Origin of the sequence: Candidatus Pantoea formicae (assembly GCF_011752625.1) — a bacterium.
In the GTDB taxonomy this organism is placed as follows: Bacteria; Pseudomonadota; Gammaproteobacteria; order Enterobacterales; family Enterobacteriaceae; genus Pantoea; species Pantoea formicae.
The window spans coordinates 302,542-322,684 of the sequence record NZ_VWXD01000001.1; the positions used below are offsets into that span (position 1 = coordinate 302,542).

Annotated in this window: 21 protein-coding genes; 10 read left to right on the plus strand and 11 right to left on the minus strand. The window is 53.9% G+C overall.

All coding sequences use genetic code 11. The annotated features are described in order from the left end of the window. Positions 1-12 precede the first annotated feature (12 nt). A complete protein-coding gene (locus tag F3J38_RS01570) occupies positions 13-915 on the plus strand; it encodes a LysR family transcriptional regulator (RefSeq protein ID WP_167134482.1) in 903 nt (300 codons plus the stop codon). On the opposite strand, the gene F3J38_RS01575 is transcribed toward F3J38_RS01570, so the two are convergent. Next, on the minus strand, positions 902-1,771 hold the full coding sequence (locus F3J38_RS01575; protein ID WP_167134484.1) for a helix-turn-helix transcriptional regulator: 870 nt from the start codon (positions 1,769-1,771) through the stop codon (positions 902-904). The genes F3J38_RS01570 and F3J38_RS01575 overlap by 14 nt on opposite strands. 116 nt (positions 1,772-1,887) lie before the next feature. Here F3J38_RS01575 and F3J38_RS01580 point away from each other — a divergent pair, with 116 nt between their 5' ends. Beyond that, entirely contained in the window at positions 1,888-3,297 is a 1,410-nt protein-coding gene (locus tag F3J38_RS01580; protein ID WP_167134486.1) for an MFS transporter, read from the plus strand. 35 nt (positions 3,298-3,332) lie between these two features. Here the strand turns inward: F3J38_RS01580 and F3J38_RS01585 are convergent, their stop codons facing one another. Then, positions 3,333-3,533 carry a hypothetical protein gene (locus F3J38_RS01585; RefSeq protein ID WP_167133823.1) on the minus strand — a complete coding sequence of 67 codons (201 nt, stop codon included), beginning with the start codon at positions 3,531-3,533 and terminating at the stop codon, positions 3,333-3,335. Here F3J38_RS01585 and bamA point away from each other — a divergent pair. Then, entirely contained in the window at positions 3,502-5,940 is a 2,439-nt protein-coding gene (bamA, locus tag F3J38_RS01590; RefSeq protein ID WP_167134488.1) for an outer membrane protein assembly factor BamA, read from the plus strand. The two genes, F3J38_RS01585 and bamA, sit on opposite strands and share 32 nt — an antisense overlap. Positions 5,941-6,284: 344 nt before the next feature. Here the strand turns inward: bamA and F3J38_RS01595 are convergent, their stop codons facing one another. Genes F3J38_RS01595 through F3J38_RS01615 form a run of 5 tightly spaced genes read right to left on the minus strand, consistent with a single transcriptional unit; the run spans position 6,285 to position 11,315 of the window. Beyond that, positions 6,285-7,367, minus strand: a complete 1,083-nt coding sequence (locus F3J38_RS01595; protein WP_167134490.1) for an ABC transporter ATP-binding protein — start codon at positions 7,365-7,367, stop codon at positions 6,285-6,287. Positions 7,368-7,370: 3 nt separating this feature from the next. Beyond that, positions 7,371-8,312 carry a carbohydrate kinase family protein gene (locus F3J38_RS01600; protein ID WP_167135544.1) on the minus strand — a complete coding sequence of 314 codons (942 nt, stop codon included), beginning with the start codon at positions 8,310-8,312 and terminating at the stop codon, positions 7,371-7,373. Between the two features lie 8 nt (positions 8,313-8,320). Next, a complete protein-coding gene (locus F3J38_RS01605) occupies positions 8,321-9,160 on the minus strand; it encodes a carbohydrate ABC transporter permease (RefSeq protein WP_167134492.1) in 840 nt (279 codons plus the stop codon). Continuing rightward, complete coding sequence (locus F3J38_RS01610; RefSeq protein ID WP_167134493.1) at positions 9,150-10,058, minus strand: carbohydrate ABC transporter permease; 909 nt, start codon at positions 10,056-10,058, stop codon at positions 9,150-9,152. Before F3J38_RS01610 ends, F3J38_RS01605 begins: the two co-directional genes overlap by 11 nt. 9 nt (positions 10,059-10,067) lie before the next feature. Continuing rightward, a complete protein-coding gene (locus F3J38_RS01615; protein ID WP_167134496.1) occupies positions 10,068-11,315 on the minus strand; it encodes an extracellular solute-binding protein in 1,248 nt (415 codons plus the stop codon). 261 nt (positions 11,316-11,576) lie between these two features. Between F3J38_RS01615 and F3J38_RS01620 the strand changes: the two genes are divergently transcribed. Next, positions 11,577-12,746, plus strand: coding sequence for an ROK family transcriptional regulator (locus tag F3J38_RS01620; protein ID WP_167134498.1), 1,170 nt, complete (start codon positions 11,577-11,579; stop codon positions 12,744-12,746). A 12-nt stretch (positions 12,747-12,758) separates the two neighbouring features. Here the strand turns inward: F3J38_RS01620 and F3J38_RS01625 are convergent, their stop codons facing one another. Next, a complete protein-coding gene (locus F3J38_RS01625; protein WP_167134499.1) occupies positions 12,759-13,484 on the minus strand; it encodes a GNAT family N-acetyltransferase in 726 nt (241 codons plus the stop codon). A 9-nt stretch (positions 13,485-13,493) separates the two neighbouring features. Beyond that, complete coding sequence (locus F3J38_RS01630) at positions 13,494-14,378, minus strand: LysR substrate-binding domain-containing protein (RefSeq protein ID WP_167135546.1); 885 nt, start codon at positions 14,376-14,378, stop codon at positions 13,494-13,496. Positions 14,379-14,476: 98 nt separating this feature from the next. Between F3J38_RS01630 and F3J38_RS01635 the strand changes: the two genes are divergently transcribed. The 6 genes from F3J38_RS01635 to F3J38_RS28060 all read left to right on the plus strand — a co-directional run bounded on the left by F3J38_RS01635 (position 14,477) and on the right by F3J38_RS28060 (position 16,865). Next, a complete protein-coding gene (locus F3J38_RS01635; protein WP_167134502.1) occupies positions 14,477-14,785 on the plus strand; it encodes a carboxymuconolactone decarboxylase family protein in 309 nt (102 codons plus the stop codon). Further along, entirely contained in the window at positions 14,785-15,183 is a 399-nt protein-coding gene (locus F3J38_RS01640; RefSeq protein ID WP_167134504.1) for a tautomerase family protein, read from the plus strand. Before F3J38_RS01635 ends, F3J38_RS01640 begins: the two co-directional genes overlap by 1 nt. A 79-nt stretch (positions 15,184-15,262) precedes the next feature. Beyond that, positions 15,263-15,721, plus strand: a complete 459-nt coding sequence (locus F3J38_RS01645) for an acyltransferase (RefSeq protein WP_097118776.1) — start codon at positions 15,263-15,265, stop codon at positions 15,719-15,721. A 108-nt stretch (positions 15,722-15,829) separates the two neighbouring features. Beyond that, a complete protein-coding gene (locus tag F3J38_RS01650; protein ID WP_167134506.1) occupies positions 15,830-16,291 on the plus strand; it encodes a helix-turn-helix domain-containing protein in 462 nt (153 codons plus the stop codon). Beyond that, positions 16,291-16,539 (plus strand): hypothetical protein, encoded by a 249-nt coding sequence (locus F3J38_RS28055; RefSeq protein WP_240155868.1) that lies wholly within the window; start codon positions 16,291-16,293, stop codon positions 16,537-16,539. Before F3J38_RS01650 ends, F3J38_RS28055 begins: the two co-directional genes overlap by 1 nt. 38 nt (positions 16,540-16,577) lie before the next feature. Beyond that, positions 16,578-16,865: a VapC50 family PIN domain-containing toxin gene (locus F3J38_RS28060; protein ID WP_240155869.1), complete on the plus strand. Its 288-nt coding sequence runs from the start codon at positions 16,578-16,580 to the stop codon at positions 16,863-16,865. A gap of 46 nt (positions 16,866-16,911) precedes the next feature. Here the strand turns inward: F3J38_RS28060 and F3J38_RS01660 are convergent, their stop codons facing one another. Then, the gene (locus tag F3J38_RS01660; RefSeq protein WP_167134508.1) at positions 16,912-18,702 is read right to left on the minus strand and encodes an ABC transporter ATP-binding protein; all 1,791 of its coding nucleotides are present in this window, start codon (positions 18,700-18,702) and stop codon (positions 16,912-16,914) included. Then, positions 18,699-20,141 carry a M81 family metallopeptidase gene (locus tag F3J38_RS01665; RefSeq protein WP_167134510.1) on the minus strand — a complete coding sequence of 481 codons (1,443 nt, stop codon included), beginning with the start codon at positions 20,139-20,141 and terminating at the stop codon, positions 18,699-18,701. Before F3J38_RS01665 ends, F3J38_RS01660 begins: the two co-directional genes overlap by 4 nt. Positions 20,142-20,143: the final 2 nt, after the last annotated feature.

Sequence of the window (20,143 nt, forward strand, 5' to 3'; positions counted from 1 at the left end):
TCAGGAGCAATAATGCAGGATGACGATTTTCGCCAGCGTGAAGCCTTTTTGGCGGTAGTGCGTGCAGGCAGTTTCAGCGCCGGGGCGCGTGAGCTCGGGCGTGATGTATCGGTGATTTCCCGCCGTATTGCGGCACTGGAAAAACGCCTGGGTATCCGCCTCATCGAACGCACCACCCGGCGCATTCGCCCTACGGAAGAAGGGCAGCGCTATCGCCATAAAATCGAACTGGCCGATGAACTGCTGCGTGAGGCGGAAGAGGAGGCGCGCGCGTTGGCGGCACGTCCGGCGGGTACTATCCGTTTGACGGTACCGGCTTCTTTTGGCCGTAGCTGGGTGGCGCAGGCGCTACCTGGATTTTTGCAGGCCTATCCGGATATTCGTATCGTGTTGAACTGCAGCGATCGCTACGTCGATTTGCTCGGCGATAATTTTGATATGGCCATTCGTATCGGTGTTCTGGCGGATAGCAGGCTCATTGCACGGAAACTGGCGGATACCTGTCGCATGCTGTGTGTTGCGCCGGACTATCTGGAACGGCACCCTGCGCTGATTCACCCGCATGATCTTCGCCAGCATGACTGCCTGGGCTTCACACCTATGCACAGCTGGCCAGAGTGGCGCCTGGAAAAAGAGGGACATCAGATAGCGGTACCTGTTCAGACGCGCTTTGAAAGTGACGAAATGGATGCACTGACATTGGCCGCCAAAGCGGGGCAGGGAGTGTTACTGGCTGCCAATTGGTTGGTACAGCAAGAACTGGCAGAGGGATCGCTGGTGCAGGTACTGCCAGACTGGCAGGCCATTGGGGAAGATGGCGTCTGGCTAATGAAGCCATCCAGCCAATTGCAGTCAGCAAAGATCACGGCACTGACCGAGTGGCTGGTGGACTGGTTTGCTATTAAGCGTTGGTGAGCGCCGGATTGATCAAGGTTTGCAGTGCCGCCGCGCTTTGCTCATCATCAGGCACATACACCAACAGCCGGTCACCATTGCGAGATGCAGACCACCAGTTATTTTGCCGCAGCGTGAGTTCACCGACTTCCTCGCGATAAAAGCGCTTCACGCGGTTTTCCACCTGGCCCAGTTCATAGCGCTGCCAGGTTTGGGCGAACTCATCTGAGCTATTGAGCAAACGGGCAAGGAAACTTTCCCAGTGCGCATCGCCGAGATGTTCGCCCATCTGTCCACGAAACATCGCCACCATCTGCGGCATCACTTCTTCCCAGTCATTCAGTGCTTTGCGCCAGCCAGGATGATTGAAGGCCAGCCAGATGCAATTGCGGTCTTCTACCGCGATTTCCGCGAGGTCGACCCCCATCAGCGCACACCAGGCCGCATTATAACCGAGGATATCAAAGCGCGGCGTTTCAATAATTGCCGGTAATTGGATGGCATCCAACATCTGCTGATTATGTGCAGCAATTTTGCAGCACGCGGCGGCTACCCGTACTGAGGGTAACGAATGACCGGCGAGTGAAAACAGATGCTGAGTCTCGACATCATTGCACTGCAATGCGGTGGCAATCGCGGTGAGGGTTTTGGGAGAAGCCTTGATGTCGCGCCCTTGCTCCAGCCATGTGTACCAGGTCACGCCGACGTCTGCTAACTGTGCCACTTCTTCCCGACGCAAACCGGGCGTACGACGATGACGCATGCGTGGCAAACCGAGCCGATTGGGATCGAGACTTTCACGGCGCGTGCGCAAAAAGGTGCCCAATAGTTTGCGGTTATTTTGTTCGACGTTGATGAGGGTGGCAGCCAGGCTCATAAGCGAATCTCCAGACGAGACGGGTAGTATTTATACCATGATAAACAAGAACTGGTACCCGTTTAACGGTTAGGTGATGCTATGCCGTACTGCAACTAAAAACAAGGTTAAAACCGATGCAAACATCGCAACTTCAACGTGCGGGACTGGTGGTCCTGCTAGCTGGGCAACTGCTGCCTATGATCGATTTTTCCATTGTTAACGTGGCGCTTGATGCCATGGCGCATACGTTACGCGCCACAGCGATTGAGCTGGCGCTGATTGTTGCTGTGTATGGCATTGCTTTCGCTATTTGCCTGGCGATGGGCGGCCGCCTGGGTGATAACTATGGTCGTCGCAGAGTTTTCCTGGCAGGAGTATGGGTCTTTGGTATTGCATCTTTATTATGCGGCATCGCTAACAGCGTCGGTTTGTTGATGTTTGCCCGTGCACTTCAGGGTGTCGGTGCCGCCTTTATCGTGCCGCAGATCCTCGCCACCATGCATGTCACCTTAAAGGGCAGGGATCACGCGCGTGCCATTGGCCTTTACGGTGGGATTGGGGGGCTCGCGTTTATTATCGGCCAGGTGCTGGGGGGATTTCTTATCAAGGCGGATATCGGTGGTTATGGCTGGCGCAGTGTGTTTTTGATTAATCTGCCGATTTGCCTGTTTGTGTTGATTACCGCGCGTCGATTCGTACCGGAAACCCACAACCATCAACGTGTGCAGGTGGACGTTAGCGGTACGTTACTGCTGGCAGGTGCCATTGGTTGCCTAATGTTGGCATTGGCGCTTGGCCCGTTACTGCACTGGTCTTGGCCGTGCATTCTGCTGCTGGTGCTGTTCCCGGTGTTATTGCACCGTTTGCGCCAGAGTTCGCTGCGACTGGAGGCAGCGGGCGGCGCACCTTTGCTGCCTCCATCCTTGCTGCGCTTGCCGAGTGTTCGTTTCGGCCTGACACTGGCAGTGCTGTTTTTCTCATGCTGGAGCGGTTTCATGTTTGCGGTGGCACTCACGCTGCAATCAGGCTTGGGGCTGAGTGCGTTCCAGTCGGGTAATGCTTTCATCGCTCTGGGCGCGGCCTACTTCATTGGGTCAATGCGTTCAACGCGAATGGTTGAGCGCTTCGGCAAACGGGTTACGCTGCTAACTGGCTGTGCTATCCAAATGGTGGGCCTGCTGGCATTAATTGGCACTTTCCAACTGGCGTGGCCGAACGTGGGCGTCTTCACGTTGATTCCCGCCACGATCCTGATCGGCTTTGGGCAGTCGTTTATCGTCAGTACCTTTTATCGTATTGGTATGAGCGGCGTGCCGCATCATCAGGCGGGTGCGGGTAGTGCGGTATTATCCACGGTGCAGCAGTCGGCACTGGGTTTAGGTCCGATGCTGTTAGGAGGCGTCTTTACACAGATTAACCTGCACGGTAATCATCTGGCGGCTATTTCAGGCACCTTGGGTGTGGAGCTGTTGATGATGGCACTGCTGGTGATCGTCACCAGCCTCAACCGTCGTACTTTCCTGCCTGTGACAGTGGAAGGGTAATCCTTCTGCTGTGATTTCCGCAGCGGCCTTTCAGCTTACTGTAAGGTAAGTGAAAATCCGCCGGATGCACTGAATTTACCTTTGGCGCAGTGGTCTTTTTTCCGGAACATTACGCCGCAACTAACGGGCTGAACCGCGTGTTCAGCCCGTTTTTTGTGGTGCGGCAGAAATGCGTTGAATGGAAAAACGGCAGGCTCATAGCAGATGAAAAAGATGTTAACCGGGTTACTTTTCATGGTAACCACCACGGCCTTTGGTGCAGAGGATTTCACCCTTAAGGATATCCATTTCGACGGCCTACAGCGCGTCGCACCGGGTGCAGCGATGTTGAGTATGCCGGTTCGTGTGGGCGATCGCGTCAGTGACGATGATATTCGCACCACCATCCGCGCACTGTTTGCCACGGGCAACTTTGAAGATGTGCAAGTGCTGCGTGATGGCGACGTACTCTTGATCAAAGTTAGAGAGCGTCCAGCGATTGCCAGCATCTCCTTCTCCGGCAACAAGGCAATTAAAGACGACCAGCTTAAGCAGAATCTGGACGCTTCAGGCGTTCGTGTGGGCGAGGCGTTGGATCGTACCACTTTAACGGACATCGAAAAGGGCCTGGAAGATTTCTACTACAGCGTGGGTAAATATACCGCCAGCGTCAAATCCGTGGTCACGCCGCTGCCACGCAATCGTGTCGACCTGAAGTTTATCTTCACTGAAGGTGTGTCCGCTAAAATTCAGCAGATCAATATTGTTGGTAATCATGCTTTCTCATCGGATGAGCTAATTTCACATTTCCAGCTGCGGGATGATGTGCCGTGGTGGAATTTTATTGCCGACCAGAAATATCAGAAACAGAAACTCTCTGGCGATTTAGAGACACTGCGCAGTTATTATCTTGATCGCGGTTATGCGCGATTTAATATCGACTCTACTCAGGTGAGTTTGACGCCTGATAAGAAAAGCATTTATCTGACGGTTAATTTACATGAGGGTGATGTTTATCATGTGTCGGATGTCATCTTAAACGGCGATATGGCTGGGCACTCTGCGGAAATTGAAAAGCTCGCCCACCTCCCTGCGGGTGCTTTATACAGTGGGGCAAAAATTACCGCGACGGAAGGGGCGATTAAAGCACTGCTGGGTCGTTACGGTTATGCCTTCCCGCAGGTGAATACCCAACCCGAAATCAACGATGCGGATAAAACCGTAAAGTTGCATATCAACGTGGATGCTGGCCATCGCATGTATGTGCGTCAGGTGAAGTTTTCAGGCAACGACACGTCGAAAGATTCGGTTCTGCGCCGTGAGATGCGCCAAATGGAAGGTGCGTGGCTGGCAAGCGATCAGGTCGAGCAGGGCAAAGTGCGCCTCAATCGTACCGGTTATTTTGAAACCGTCGATGTGGATACTCAGCGTGTGCCGGGCAGTCCCGACCAAGTGGACGTGGTGTATAAGGTTAAAGAACGTAACACCGGCACCTTTAATGTTGGCTTGGGTTATGGCACCGACAGCGGTATCAGTTATCAGCTCGGCGTCAGCCAGGATAACTGGATGGGCACCGGGAATACCGTGAGCTTCAGCGGGACCAAAAATGATTATCAAACCTACGTGGAAGTGGCGGCAACTAACCCGTACTTTACCGTTGATGGTGTCAGTTTAGGCGGCAAGCTGTTCTACAACGATTACAGTGCGGAAGATAACGATCTGTCTGAATATACGTTGAAGAGTTTAGGGGCGGGCAGCACATTAAGCTTCCCGATCAGCGAAAACAGCAACCTGAGTTCCGGATTAGATTACGTGTACAACCGCGTCAGCAACATGGCACCCCAGGTGTCGATGTGGCGTTATCTGGGATCGCAGGGAATCCATCCTAAGGTGATCACCACCGATACGGATGACGATGATGATTATGCAACCAGTGATGAGCGTTTTGTTGCCAACGATTTCTTCTGGATTATTGGCTGGAACTATAACTCATTAGACCGTGGCTTCTTCCCGACTTCAGGTGTCTCTGCTGGCTTCAACACTAAAGTGACAATCCCTGGTTCAACCAACAGCTATTACAAGAGTACGCTCACTGCCAATGCTTACTTGCCGCTAAGTAGCGATCATCGCTGGGTATTGATGGGTCGAACCAAAGCGGGCTATGCGGATGGATTAGGGGGTAAAGAAGTTCCGTTCTATGACAACTTCTATGCTGGCGGTTCAAGTTCTGTACGCGGTTTCTCATCGAATACCATCGGTCCTAAAGCCGCCTATTACAGCTGTACGGGCAGTGAAAGCAGCTATGGAAACTGTGCGGTGAATAAATCGGATGATGCGGTCGGCGGCAACGCCATGGCGGTAGCGAGTGCAGAATTGATCGTTCCCACGCCGTTTGTCAGCGATCGCTATGCTGATTCACTGCGCACCTCCTTCTTCGTAGATGCGGGCACCGTGTGGGATACCAAATGGGAAAATACGGCGGCAACCCGTGCGGCAGGTATTCCTGATTATGGCGATCCGAGTGAAATTCGCGTATCGAGTGGTGTTGCGTTGCAGTGGCAGTCACCGTTAGGACCTTTGGTATTCTCCTATGCCTTGCCAATCAAAAAATATGAAGGCGACAAATCAGAGCAGTTCCAGTTTAATATTGGTAAAACCTGGTGACGGTTATTTGTTCGTTAAATAAAGAAGTAAGTTTTACATTATCTTTAAACAGATAAGACAGAACAAAATACGTGTTTGAGTAAAATAGTCAGGGTACGGTGCTTAAGGAATGAGCGCCTGCCACCATCGTTGTTATGCCTTTCTAATGAATATATTTCGCCACCCCTAGGGGTGGCTTTTTTATCAATTTTATTTTGAATAATTCTTAACCGCATTAGGCATTTTATAAAACGTACTCAGTGGTGAAGATATTGCGGTAAACATGTCTGAATCAACCCGCCTGACAAACGCATGATCGATATTCATGCGCGCCCAACGTTGTCGCTGGGCGCGTATTCATGCGTTTAACTCTCGCGTAAGCGCAATCCCGTTTCCGCATCAAACAGGTGGATCCTCTCCGCATTAAACCCAATTCGCATCTCATCGCCACTAACAGCATGATGGCGTCCGGCAACCTGCATGTGCAGCGCATGTCCGTGCCAGTCGAGATGCAATAAGGTCGATTCACCCGTAATCTCAACGACTTTCACTGAGGCCAGTGCACGGGATTCCGTTTCGATGAGGTCATGGGGCCGTGCGCCGAGGGTCACGCTATCACCTTCGCGTTCTCGTCCCACGGCCTGCCAGCGTGGCGGAAGCGGCTGCCAGAGATCATGGCACTGCACGCCAGGGATACCCTCGCGTGCGATCAATTGGGCGGGCAGTAGGTTCATCGGCGGAGAACCGATAAAGCGTGCGACGAAGGTATCCGCTGGGCGGTCGTAGATCGCCAGCGGCGCGCCCTGTTGCACAATCCGGCCTTCGCGCATCACCACGATTTGATCGGCCAGCGTCATGGCTTCCACCTGGTCGTGCGTCACATAGACCATGGTGGTTTTGAAACGTTGATGGAGGGATTTGATCTCCGCCCGTAGCTCCATGCGTAATTGCGCATCAAGGTTAGAGAGCGGTTCATCAAACAGAAACACCTGCGGATTGCGCACCATCGCACGTCCCATGGCCACACGCTGGCGCTGTCCGCCAGATAATGCGCGAGGATAGCGTTGCAGCAACTTATCAATGCCCAAAATCCCGGCGATGCGCTCAATTTTGCTCTGCTGCTCTTCTCGCTTCACTTTTTTGACTTGCATATGGAAGGCGAGGTTTTCGGCGACCGTCAGGTGTGGATAAAGCGCGTAGCTCTGGAACACCATAGCGATATCTCGGTCAGCCGGATCGCGATCGTTAATTTTCACTTTATCCATCATGATCGCGCCGTCAGACAGGCTTTCCAGTCCGGCCAGCAGACGCAGTAAGGTAGATTTCCCACAGCCGGACGGGCCGACCAGCACGGTGAAACTGCCGTCGGGAATGGTGAGATCCAGTGGATGCAGCACCGATTGTTTTCCGTAGCGCTTAGCCACGTTTACGAGTTCAACACTGGCCATGATTTAGCGCTCCTGTGCGGAAAGTTGCAGTTGATGCCAGTCGGGATAGCGACGCGGCAAGGTACTGATTGCCAGTGAAGCCACCGCGATGCCCCATTGCAGCGCGGTGGTGATATCTTGCTGATGCAGCAGCGCGGCTAAAAATCCCGCGTTGAAGCTGTCGCCCGCACCGATGGTGTCCACCACGATGACGGGACGCGCTGGCTGGCTGATGTGCTGCTGCAATTGCCAGCATCCCGCGCCTTGCGAGCCGCTTTTCACGACGCAGCCGCCGCGCCCGCTGAGTTGCTTGACCAGGTGCTGTGCGCACGCCGCAAGATCGGGCAAATTCGCCAGCCCGAGTGCCTCAACCTCGTTTAACAACAGCCAGTCACACAGGGGTAGCCAGTGGGAAAACTGCTCCCGAACCTCATCTGTCCAGCCTTGAGTGGGCCAGCCGGTATCGACGGCGGTTGTGTATCCTCGCTGCTGTAACTCGCTCAGTAACATTGGATATTCGTCATACAAGTGCAGGCACAAGAAAGTGCCACACAACAGCACAATGTCGCCTTCGCTGGCACGCAGTGGTAGCTGATTAAGCACATCTTCTGCGGTGAGCCTCACGATATGGCCGAGATTACTGAGGAAAGACCGTTCATGATCGGAATGCGTCACACCCACAGTCAGTGATGTTTCACAGTGGTAGCGTGTCCAGTGTGCGGCGCTATGCGGGAAGTGACTCGCCAGCCAGCTACTCAGACCGTCATCGCCTTGATTCGCCACCGCACGATGGCGGATCTGCATCGCTTCCAGCGCCAATGCGCAGTTGCCCGCCGATCCACCTGGGCGCAGTTCACTGTGATTCAACATCACTTCGGTACCGCGCTGTGGCCAGCTATCCAGCGTGCCCATGATCAAATCAACGTTAATATTGCCCACCACATACAGCGTGGCGGTCGAATCCATTTTTGCGATCATCCTTTGCTCCCGCCACTGGCTAAGCCGCTTACCAGCGTTTTCTGCAGCCAGATAGCAATAAATAACGGGGGGAGTGACGCCAAAATCCCAACGGCAGCAATCAAGCCATCATCGGTGGCGCGCCCGGCGGTGAAGCCTGCAATAGTCACCGGCAGGGTTTGCGCGGCGATATTGCTGGTAAACAGGAGGGCATAGAAGAACTCATCCCACGCCAGCAGCCAGCCAAACAGCGCTGCTGCTCCCAATACCGGTTTCGCCAGCGGTAAGGTAATACGCAACAGCACCTGCCACACGCGCAGGCCATCGAGGCGTGCCGCCTGTTCGATATCCTGCGGTAGCGCATCAAATTGATTCTTCAGCATCCAGGTCAAAAAGGGCAGGATCAGCGAACAGTAGACGATGATCAAACCAGGGCGAGTGTTGAGGAGGTCAAACTGCTGCAACAGGAAGTAGAGCGGCAGCACAAAGGCCACCGGCGGCACCATGTAGATCGCCAGTGAGGCGAACAGCCAGCCGTCACGTCCGCGATAACGGGAAAAACTGAACGCCGCCGGAATCGCCAGCAGCAAGCAGATGATGGTCGCACCCGTGGCAACCAGCAGGCTGTTACCCAAAGCGTGCAGGAACAACGTACCAGGCTGGCCAGGTTCAAGCGAAATCAACTTGCTGTAACGACTGAAATCCCACTGGCGCGGCAGCCATTCCAACGGCACGCGGGTAAGATCGCTGGTCGCGCTGACGCTCATCAGGAACAGCCAGCCCATCGGCGCAAGTACCGTGACGGCGACCAACAGTGCGGCGATATATTTCGCGACGATGCGTACTTTAGCCTTCATGCGCGCTCCCTTTACGGCGCTGACGCCACAATAACAACATGTACAAGGTGATCAGCACGGCGCACAGCAAGGTCATCAACATCGCATAGGCTGCGCCGCTGCCCGCACGCAGATAGCTGAACGACTCCTGATAGACATAAAAGCTCAGGGTTTTGGTGCTATCGACTGGACCACCACGCGTCATCACGTAGATGATGTCGAAAATCTTGAAGGCATCGATGGTGCGCAGCACCAGTGCCACACTCAGCGGGCCGACAATCGCCGGGAAAGTGATGGCACGAAAACGCCGCCATGCTGATGCACCATCCAGTCTGGCGGCTTCAAACAGATCGTCCGGGATCGATTGTAACGCCGCCAAAACCAACAAGGTCACCAGTGGATAGTTTTTCCAGATATCGGCGAACATCACGGCATTCAATGCGGAATCAGGCGAGCCCAACCAGCTGCGATAGCCATCGATAATACCCAACTGGGTGAGCAGGGCGTTGATACTGCCGTAATCTGGGTTGAAGTTGAGACGCCACATCATGGCATTAACGATGGTCGGCAGCGCCCACGGCAGAATCACCAGCACGCGCAGGATATTGCGACCCGCAAACTTTTGATTCAGCAGCAGCGCCACTAACACGCCGATGAGGCCTTCAAACGCCACCGACACCACGGTGAAATAGAGCGTGCGCCACAGCGAAGCTTGGAAATCGGGATCGGTAAGGGCGAACAGATAATTTTCCACGCCCACCCAGCCTGGCGCTTCACCGCTGCCGATTAAGGCGGCATCAGTGAAGCTGAGCCAGATGGTGCGCAGCAGCGGCCAGGCGGTGAGTAACAGCATCACCAGTAACATGGGTGCTAATAGCACCCATGCCTGCCGTTGTTCGCGTTGACGCAAACTCAGCATGCCCACTCCTTAACGCAAACGCGCCGCGCTTTTATCCACCGTCTGCATGGCGGCGTCTGGCGTGGCGCTGCCAACCAGCACCTGCTGCAACTGCTGCTGCAAGGTATTGGAGAGACGAGAATAATCGGCGGTTTCAGGACGAGACAGCATCACGTTGAGTGACTTGTCTGCGGCGGCGATCAGACTTTCCTGGTTTTTCAGCACGGCTGGATCCTGATAGGAGCTTTTCCAGATCGGCAGGCTCAGCGTGGCATACTTGTTCTGCACCGGCTGCGAGGTCATGTAGCTAATGTACTGCCACGCCTGTTCTGGATGGCTGCTGCCCTTAGCAATGCCCAGCCCCATCGAACCGTTCACCGCGCCAAATTTGCCCGGCGCATCGCCCGGAGCCGGAACAATGCCGACCTGGCCGGCCACTTTGCTCTGCTTTGGATCGTTAGCCATGTTGTACATGTAGGTCCAGTTCAGTGCGAAGGCGGCATCGCCATTTGAGAAGGCCTTACGCACATCCTCTTCCAGATATTCACGTGATGCCGGATTGGTCAGCCCCTCATCCAGTGAGCTTTTCATCAGTTTTACTGCCTGCAAGGATGCCGGGCTGGAGAAGTCCAGCTTGCCATTCTCATAGAACTTGCCGCCAAAGCCGGACACCAGCGTGGTGTAGTCGCACACCAGCGCTTCCGCCTGCGACCAACTCCACACCAGTGGGTACTTGACGATGTTTTTCTGCTTGATGATGCGTGAATCATCAATCACCTGCTGCCAGGTTTGTGGAGGCGTGGTGATACCGGCTTTCTCCAGCATCGCTTTGTTGTAATAGAGATATTTGGTATCGAGGATCCACGGCATGCCGAGGGTTTTGCCGTTAAACACCACGGTGTTCATGGCACCCGGGAAGATCTGTGCTTTTTCATCGGCCGGGATACGGCTGCTGACATCTTGCAGCAGATCGAACTTGGTGAATTCGGCAGGCCAGATGGCGTCAAACAGCACCACATCATAGCCGTTACCGCCTGCACCTCGCGCCGCGACGATTTTGTCATGCAGCGCTTCGTACGGCACAAACTCCAGATTGACCTGTACATCCGGGTGGGACTTCTGGAATTCCTGCGTCATGGCGCGAATGTCATTTTCGCTATAAGCCGCCTGGGTCATAAACAGCGCATTGAGGGTGGTTGCGGCTGCCGCACTGCCCGCGCTGGCTAACATCACCGCGATGGCACAGCCTTTCAATGTGATCGAAAACCGGATTTTCATAACATTTTCCGCCTTGATGCAAGAAGAGGGTATTTAATTAAATCAATTTGATTGATTTAATAACGCGCACAGGTTGTCAGATTGCTGCGGCTGACATCAGTTAGCTAAAGCAAGTGACGTGCCAGGGCATAAATCTCGTTTGCCGCTGGACACTACTTTGCACAGAATTTTGCCGCTGTCAGGTAAACAGGTTGTAAAATGTGCCGCCGATCATAGATATTGTGACGCGGTCAGTCGCGAGCGTGAAGAGAGGGAAGCAGGATGAAAACATCGGGAACCAATCTGGAGCACGCGCGCGCGCACAACCGTCGCGTGATCATTGAAGCGATTCGTCTGCATGGCGAGTTGACGCGGGCCGAGCTGGCGCGTCTCACCGCCCTGACACCACAAACCGTGTCCAATATTGTTGCTGAACTGGAAGACGCTGAACTGCTCACCAGCCGCCAACCCCGCAAGCAGGGACGAGGACAACCGGCGATCCCGGTGGCGCTCAATCCGGCCAGTGCATACTCCATTGGCATTCATCTTGATCATCAAACATTGCTGATTGTGCTGGTGGATCTCACCGGAGAAATTCACTTCCGTCGCCTTATTCTGGTGCAAAAGCCCCAGCCGGATGCCACCTTAGCGCGCATTGCTGAGGTGCTAACCGAGATCAAAACGCAACTCGGGACGAACTGGAAGAAGGTGTTGGGGATGGGTGTGGTGATGCCGGGCCCCTTTGGTGTGGAGGGCATCTCCTCGGTTGGGCCGACGACTTTGCACGGTTGGGAACAGGTGGATATCGCGGCGCGGCTGGCAGAACTGAGTCATGTACCGGTCACTCTCGAGAACGATGCCACTGTGGCGGCAATTGGTGAACGCTTTCATGGGGTGGCACGCCACCTGAACTCCTTTATCTACCTGTACATCGGCACTGGTTTAGGGGCAGGCATCATTATGGATGGCCATGTCTACAGCGGCCATGCGCATAACGCCGGTGAAATCGGTCACGCGGTGATCGAGCCAGGCGGACGCGAGTGTTATTGCGGTAATCAGGGGTGTCTTGAACGTTACGTCTCATTGCAAGCCGCATATGAATTCTGCGGGTTGGATCCGATGACGGCGTTGCCAGAAGATCTGCTGGAGGTCGACCCTGCACTGTTTGATCGTTGGGTCGACACCATGCTAACGCCGCTGCGGCAGGCCATCAGCATGTTAGAGAGCATTTTCGATGCTGAGAGCGTCATCATCGGTGGCATGATGCCGGCCGCGTTGCTGGATAAAATCATCCAGCGTTTGCCTCCGCTCTATCAGTCGGTGCGCGGACGTTATCTCACCGGAACACGTCTGAAAATCGGGCTAACGGGCAGTGACACCGCGGCGCTTGGCGCAGCAGCACTGCCGATCTTTGATGAGTTTAACCCGCAGTTTCAGGTGCTGATGAAGTAGCGCCATCCAGCATCATTCCAGAGGAGTGGTCTTAGATTCATTCGCGAAATAAGCGCGTAATTTCAGCTGTTCGCAACCGCTATTATCCATATTCTGTGGCGACATCCACGCTGTTAATGCCTGCCGAACGTGCGACCATTCGCTGTCGATTATCGATAACCAATCGGTATCGCGATTGCGTTGTTTGCGCGTCATCGCCTGACGGAAGCATCCTTCAAACGTGAAGCCGAGGCGTTCTGCAGCACGACGTGAAGCGAGGTTGGTGGAATCGCAGCGCCAGGCAACGCGGCGATAACCGAGCTGGAAGGCCTGCTGCAATAGCAGGAAGATCGCTTCGCTACCCAGCACGTTGCGCTGCATCAGCGGCGACCACGTCACATGCCCAATTTCAATTGCACCATTTTGGCCGTCGATATTGGCGAAACATACCGCACCGACCGCCTGTTGAGTGCGATGGTCGATCACCGCATAACTCACTAACCTGCTGTCGTGGCATTTACCACTGACCCAATTTTCCATCTCTGCTAGCGAAGTGGGCTTGGACGCGCCAAGCCAGGTCCAGTCACGATCGTCCGGTGCACGTGAGAAGGCATCAAACAAGGCGGCACTGTGGGCCGCACTCAGGGGGACGAGGGTGCAAAATCGACCATCTAAGGCGATAGCGGGCGGTGCAGCCAGCGGTTGCCAATCCGGCAGAGGTATCCCTACTGGTTGACCATATTGATTTAGTTGCGTCATTGTCTGTCCTTAACTTGATTGAAGAAAACCGGCCACGGCATGTCGCGTCAGTTGCGATAACATCTGTTGCGCCGGGTCTTCAGGCTGATGCTGTAACAATGCAATGCCCATATGACCAGGCGATGGCAATCGGGCATTGAGGGAAGACAAATAGCCGGGCAATCCGATGTGGCTGCGCAAGGTTACGCCCAGTCCGGCTTGCACGGCAGCCCATACGCCGCTAAGGCTGTGGCTGGTAAACACCACGCGCCATGCAATGCCTGCCTGTTCCAGTACCGTGATGGCACGTGTGCGCATCAGACAAGGTGCCTCAAACATGACCAATTGCAGAGATTCGCCTCGTCTCAAGACATCCGTAATATCCAGGGTCTCTGCGCCAATCCATGTCAACGCTGTTTGCCCCAATAGCTGGCTTTGTGCTGGTAAATCATCACCTTGCCACAGTAAGGCCATATCGAGGCTTTTTTCCGCCATCGCTTGAAGTAGCGGTTGATTTCGGTCCACGCGGGCACTGATGCGCACACCGGGGTGCTGGCGGCTGAAAGGACCCAGGATGCCGGGCATCAGCGATTCGCCAAAGTCCTCTTGCATGCCGATGTGCACATCGCCCTGCAACAGTTCCCCGCGCACCGCGCGCCAGGCTTCATCATTCAATGCGATTAGACGCCGGGCATAACTCAGCAGCATTTCCCCACCCGCCGTCGGCACTACATGGCGACCACGCCTGGTGACCAGCGACATTCCGCACTGCTGCTCTAGTTTTTTCAGTTGTGCACTGACCGCGGAGGTTGAACGGCAAAGCTGCTGCGCCGCCAGCGCGAAGCTGCCACATTCAATACCCAGTACAAAACTGCGCAGGGCATCGCTATCGAGTGATACCGGAAGCTTTTCCATCATCATCCTCTAAATCAGGATTGTTATTCCCGAATAATATGATTTTCAGGATTGTAGCGGTGCAACACAATCATTGCCTACCCCCGCAGGAGAAAACTATGAGTCATTCATTGGATCGAGAGTCGTTAGAACGTGTTGCACCGAAATTAGCTGAGCTGACGCAGCAGGTGTTATTTGCTGATATCTGGCAGCGTAGCACGCTGACACCACGCGAGCGCAGTTTGATCACGCTGGCGACGTTAGCCGCGCTGGGTCGTGATCGGCAATTGCCCTGGCATTTGCACTTTGCGGTGCAAAACGGATTAAGCCTAGAGGAACTGGTCGAACTCTTTACACACTTAGCGTTTTACGCCGGTTGGCCGGCTGCGGTGAGTGCGCTGACTGTGCTTGAACAGGAGTCTATCTAATGCCCTTTACCCGAATAACCGTGCGTCACGGCTGGAGCGAAGTCGATTTAAAAGTCTTATCAGATACGCTGCATGAAGTGCTGGTGGCGGAATTTAATGTGCCGCTGCGCGATCGTTTTCAGGTGATTGACGTATTGCCAGAACAACGCCTGATTTATGATGCACACTACCTGAGTGACGGGCGCAGTGAGCGCTATGTGCTGCTGCATATTGTGGCTGGCAAGACGCGCAGTGAAGCGCAGAAACGCAAGACGTACCAGAGATTAAGTGAACAATTCCATGAACGGTTGCAGCTAAGCCCGGCGGATTTAATGATCATCATCCAGCATACCAACGCCGAAGATTGGAGCTTTAGCAGCGGTAAAATGTTTGAATTGGGGATGATTCCACAGGATTAGTGGTGAATATGGCAACACCGCTAAGCGCGTCAACAGGAAGGTGCGCATCTGTGCGCACCTACAAAATTAAGGAACCTCAATGCAGCCAAATCTACGCGAAGTCGCAGTCAAAAACGTTGAAATCGGTAGTAACGTTACGATTTACCAGCCTGCGAACGTTTATGGCTGCACCCTGCAAGACGATGTTTTCATCGGCCCGTTCGTCGAAATTCAGGCACATACGGTGATTGGCAGAGGCACAAAGGTACAGTCGCACACTTTCATCTGTGAATACGTTAGCGTGGGCGAAAACTGCTTTATTGGTCACGGCGTGATGTTCGCCAACGATATGTTCCGGGATGGCAAACCCAATGCCGATCGAGAAAGCTGGGCGCGCATCACGCTGGGCAACAATGTCTCAATCGGTAGTGGCGCGAGCATTTTGGCGGTCAGCATCTGCGATGGCGCGGTCATCGGCGCGGGCAGTGTGGTGACGAAAGACATCACGCAGAAGGGCGTTTACGCCGGAAACCCGGCGCGTTTGTTGCGGTTGCTATAGTACAAAGAACAGGCTGGTTGTTTCGTTTATTTCGTATGTTGTTTGTTTCGTTTGTTTCGATTATTATTGGAGCGCTGTAATTCACGAACTAAGAAACTGGAAAAATGCATGACAAACTCAATTCTGGACAATGTAAGCCTTCCGGCTCAGAAGGAAATTGAGGTCGCTTTGCGTGGACAAAGAGAACTGGCGACTGTTCTCTCTACAAAGCTGGAAACGCAAATCATATCAATTCAGGATGCAAACGACGAAACTCACCAAATCGAGTTGCCAACTTCAGCTTTGACGTTGTTAATGAAGGTGTTGGGTGAACTGGCTGAAGGAAATGCAGTGCAGGTCGTTCCAGTTCATGCTGAATTAACGACGCAGGAAGCAGCCAACATTCTCAATGTTTCACGGCCTCACATGGTGAAGTTACTGGAAGAAGGGAAGCTGCCATACCATAAAACAGGCCGCCATCGCCGTGTGCTTTTTGCAGATCTGATGCGCTATAAAGCTCAGCGCGAAAGTGAAAGTAATCATGCTATGCAGGAGTTGGCTGATTTAAGCCAGGAACTCGGTTTTTACTAATGAACCACTCGCCTTATCCGGTTGTACTTGATGCCTGTGTAATTTATCCAAACATGCTCCGTGACCTGCTTATGCGACTTGGATTAAGTGGTTTATACATGCCGAAGTGGACCACGACTATCCATGATGAATGGCAAAGAAACTTACTTAGAAATAAGCTTGAAGTTACCTCGGAAAAGGTTAAGCGTATAGAAGCGCTAATGGATAAAGCGCTTCCTGATGCTCTTGTGACTGGCTTGAGCCGCTGATCCCCGGATTATCACTGCCTGATGAAGATGACAGGCATGTGGTTGCTGCGGCAATAAAATGCAATGCAGAAGTCATCGTCACGTTCAATTTAAAAGATTTCCCGGCCGAGAGTTTGGACGTGCTGGAAATTGAGGCGATGCATCCGGATGAATTTATTTTAGATTTGATTGATTTGAATCGAGCGCTGGTTTTAAAGGCTATTCAAGAGCAACGCATAAGTCTTAAAAATCCAGCAATCAGCTCGGAGCAATATCTTGCTTCATTGTTAAAGCTTGGATTGCCAATGACGTTTAGGGCTTTGGAAAGTTACACATTCATGATTTAGCCCGCGTTGTGCGGGCAGTTTTACTGACTACTTCATTACTGCGGTTTTAACTCTCCATCACCCAATGCCCGGCACTGACTTCGCGATAATGTCGGGTTTCTGGAACGAATCCCAGTCCGCGCACCGGGCTTTTCAATTCACTGGCATCCACATGTCGTTTGAGATGACGCCGCGCGGGATCAGGCACCGGCACCGATGACAACAGCTTGCGCGTATAGTCATGCTGCGGATTTTCAAAGATGGCAGCGCGCGGACCTATTTCAACAATTTCACCTAACAGCATTACCGCTACGCGATGGCTGATGCGTTCAACCACCGCCATATCATGCGAAATAAACAGATAAGACAGGCCAAGGCTGCTCTGCAAATCCAATAGAAGATTGATGATCTGCGCCTTAACCGTCACATCCAATGCGGACACCGATTCATCGGCGATGATCATTTTGGGATCGAGCATCAGCGCCCGCGCAATACAGATTCGCTGACGCTGACCACCAGAAAACTCATGCGGATAGCGTTTCATCATCATCGCGGACAAACCCACTCGCTCCATCAATCCCGCCGCCTTTTGCTGAGCGGCCTGCTTGCTGCCCAGTTGATGCTGTAAAAATGGTTCAGACAGTGCTTCCAGCACCGACATCCTTGGATTAAGGCTGGCGAACGGATCCTGAAATATCATCTGCATCGCGCAGCGCAACTGGCGCAGCTCGCTGCTGGACAGATTCAGCACGTCATAACCATCGAAGGTGACCTCGCCCGCATCGGCTTTCACTAAGCGGGTGAGGGAACGCCCGGTAGTGGATTTACCACAGCCGGACTCGCCGACCAGCGACAGCGTTTCGCCGGGCATCAGATCAAAGGAAATGTTCTCGACTGCATGCACCGCCCCCGTCTTACGGCTGAACAAACCCTCGTGAATGCTAAAACGGGTGCTGAGGTTTTTCACTGACAGCAGCGGTTGTTGCGAGGCTGGAGGGTCAGGTAGTTTATGCACCACATCGCCTTTGAGGGCAAACTTTTGCTGGCCAGCCACGCCACGCATGGCCCCGAGTTGCGGCACGGTGGCAATCAGCGTGCGGGTATACTCCACCGAGGGCGCAGAAAAAATATCCGCCGTGCTGCCGGTCTCCATGACATCGCCTTGATACATTACCAGCGTACGATCCGAGACTTCTGCCACCACACCCATATCATGAGTGATAAACAGCACCGCAGTGCCTTCTTCCTCTTGCAGCGTTTTGATTAAATCAAGAATCTGCCCCTGAATGGTGACGTCCAGCGCGGTGGTAGGCTCATCAGCAATCAGCAGTTTTGGTCGCAACGCCAGCGCCATGGCGATCATCACACGCTGTCGCATGCCGCCCGAAAAGTGATGCGGATAATCATCGTAGCGCTTAGCCGCGTTGGGAATGCGGACTTTTTCCAGCAGCTTAATGGTCTCTTCACGCGCCGCGCGCTTACTGATGCTGCGGTGATTGATCAAGGCTTCAGCAATCTGATGGCCAACGGTAAACGATGGGTTGAGGCTGGTCATCGGCTCCTGAAAAATCATCGCCACTGCATTGCCGCGAATATCCCGCATCGCTTTCTCACTCAGTTTGAGGAGATCAACGCCGTTCAACAGCACTTTGCCCGTGACGCGCGCGTGGCGCATATTCAGCAAGCGCATAATGGCCATTGAGGTGACGCTTTTGCCCGATCCCGATTCTCCGACAATCGCCAGCGTTTCACCGGCATTGATCGTCAGTGAAACGTTCCTGACCACCTCGCGCCACTGATCGTCGTGACGAAAAGCAACGGTGAGGTTTTCTACCTGTATAACCGGCTCGCGATTCATTTGGCGGCCACAAAGCGAACCGAACGAGTGCTGACCGGCAGAAATTCAAAGTCAGTGTCGAAAGGGTAGGCGGGCTGCAGCTTGCGTTTGCGTTCCAGACGTTCAACGTACTGATCCACGACACCTTCTGAAAGGGCCATCAAGTTAGGATTGGCCAGAGGCGCTAACTCCGGTGATAAATAACCCGATTTCACTACCACAATTTTGGCCTGAGCGGGATGGAGGCCCAGCAATTCAAAATCAGCGATATTGTGATAAGGACGACGACGATCGGCGACCACCACGGTGATTGCGCCGGTTTTCAGCAGTGCCTGTTTCGCTAACGAACGCGCATCATCACTCACCAGCAGCACTTCAAATTCTGCGGTGACCTTGCCACCAGCGGGATCGAGTGTGGCACCGATCGTGAGCGTAAGCTTCGCCCCGACGCCTGCGGCAAAAGCAGCATCGGTGGCAGGTTTGTCGGTAATTCCGGCGACGATCACATCCTGCGCATCCTGACGGATCAGTTCGGCCAGCAGGTTGGCGCGATCGCCCACGCCGCCACCGGTCGGGTTATCGCCCGAATCGGCCAAAATCACCGGTGCGGTTTCACTGGCTATCGCCATATTCACGCACTCTTCGGTGCTGCCTGTGACGCAGCCGAAGACAAACTCGTCGCGCGCCTGCCAGTATGCCAGCGCCAGTTTTGCTGCCTGTTCGGAGAGCACATCGGCGTCGGTACCGGTCATGATCGCTGCCGCCGTGGCGCGCGGTTCATCGGCCCAGACATAGCCGACCATCAGCGACGCATCCCAAATGTGGTCGATTTCATTGATACCCGGCAAACGTGCGTACAAACTTTTTGCCGGTTCATCTTCGGTACTGGTGCGCTCACCGGGCAGCACCACCGGAATCGGTGCCCAAATCACACCGGGTTTCACGCCGGTTTGCAGGCTTTTCACCAGCATCGACACGGATCGACGCATGGTCTCTTCCACATCGATGTGCGGCGCCGTGCGATAGGTGGAGAACATGTCGATGGCATCGATGATGCGCTGCGTCACGTTGCCATGCAGATCGTAACTGACGGTGATCGGACAATCCGGGCCGACCAGTTCGCGAGTCGCGGTAATCCAGTCACCTTCGGCATCTTCCATCCCTTCCACGTACACCGCGCCGTGCATTGCGAGGTAGACGCCGTCCACCGGCAGCTGTGCTTGCAGACGGGTGAGAAAATCCTGCTTGAAGTCATCATAAGTGACCCGCGCCACCGGACCACCGGCGATGGCGCGCGCGTGGAAGGTCGGTAGAAACTCCGCATCGTAATTCTGCAAAAAGGCAAAGTAAGGGTTGGTCAGTAGATCGTTACCGCGCACGATGCGGAAGTCGTCGGCATAGTTCAGCACCGGGTTATAAGTACTGCACTCCGTATGAATGCCACCAAAAGCAATGCGCATAC

Coding starts and splice junctions, on each gene's coding strand:
- F3J38_RS01645 (WP_097118776.1), top strand. CDS start 15,263: ATGCAGCCAAATCTACGCGAAGTCGCAGTCAAAAACGTTGAAATCGGT.
- F3J38_RS01625 (WP_167134499.1), bottom strand. CDS start 13,484: ATGACGCAACTAAATCAATATGGTCAACCAGTAGGGATACCTCTGCCG.
- F3J38_RS01610 (WP_167134493.1), bottom strand. CDS start 10,058: ATGCTGAGTTTGCGTCAACGCGAACAACGGCAGGCATGGGTGCTATTA.
- F3J38_RS01585 (WP_167133823.1), bottom strand. CDS start 3,533: ATGAAAAGTAACCCGGTTAACATCTTTTTCATCTGCTATGAGCCTGCC.
- F3J38_RS01570 (WP_167134482.1), top strand. CDS start 13: ATGCAGGATGACGATTTTCGCCAGCGTGAAGCCTTTTTGGCGGTAGTG.
- F3J38_RS01660 (WP_167134508.1), bottom strand. CDS start 18,702: ATGAATCGCGAGCCGGTTATACAGGTAGAAAACCTCACCGTTGCTTTT.
- F3J38_RS01640 (WP_167134504.1), top strand. CDS start 14,785: ATGCCCTTTACCCGAATAACCGTGCGTCACGGCTGGAGCGAAGTCGAT.
- F3J38_RS01605 (WP_167134492.1), bottom strand. CDS start 9,160: ATGAAGGCTAAAGTACGCATCGTCGCGAAATATATCGCCGCACTGTTG.
- F3J38_RS01650 (WP_167134506.1), top strand. CDS start 15,830: ATGACAAACTCAATTCTGGACAATGTAAGCCTTCCGGCTCAGAAGGAA.
- F3J38_RS01665 (WP_167134510.1), bottom strand. CDS start 20,141: ATGCGCATTGCTTTTGGTGGCATTCATACGGAGTGCAGTACTTATAAC.
- F3J38_RS01595 (WP_167134490.1), bottom strand. CDS start 7,367: ATGGCCAGTGTTGAACTCGTAAACGTGGCTAAGCGCTACGGAAAACAA.
- F3J38_RS01615 (WP_167134496.1), bottom strand. CDS start 11,315: ATGAAAATCCGGTTTTCGATCACATTGAAAGGCTGTGCCATCGCGGTG.
- F3J38_RS01600 (WP_167135544.1), bottom strand. CDS start 8,312: ATGGATTCGACCGCCACGCTGTATGTGGTGGGCAATATTAACGTTGAT.
- F3J38_RS01580 (WP_167134486.1), top strand. CDS start 1,888: ATGCAAACATCGCAACTTCAACGTGCGGGACTGGTGGTCCTGCTAGCT.
- F3J38_RS01630 (WP_167135546.1), bottom strand. CDS start 14,378: ATGGAAAAGCTTCCGGTATCACTCGATAGCGATGCCCTGCGCAGTTTT.
- bamA (WP_167134488.1), top strand. CDS start 3,502: ATGAAAAAGATGTTAACCGGGTTACTTTTCATGGTAACCACCACGGCC.
- F3J38_RS01620 (WP_167134498.1), top strand. CDS start 11,577: ATGAAAACATCGGGAACCAATCTGGAGCACGCGCGCGCGCACAACCGT.
- F3J38_RS28055 (WP_240155868.1), top strand. CDS start 16,291: ATGAACCACTCGCCTTATCCGGTTGTACTTGATGCCTGTGTAATTTAT.
- F3J38_RS01635 (WP_167134502.1), top strand. CDS start 14,477: ATGAGTCATTCATTGGATCGAGAGTCGTTAGAACGTGTTGCACCGAAA.
- F3J38_RS01575 (WP_167134484.1), bottom strand. CDS start 1,771: ATGAGCCTGGCTGCCACCCTCATCAACGTCGAACAAAATAACCGCAAA.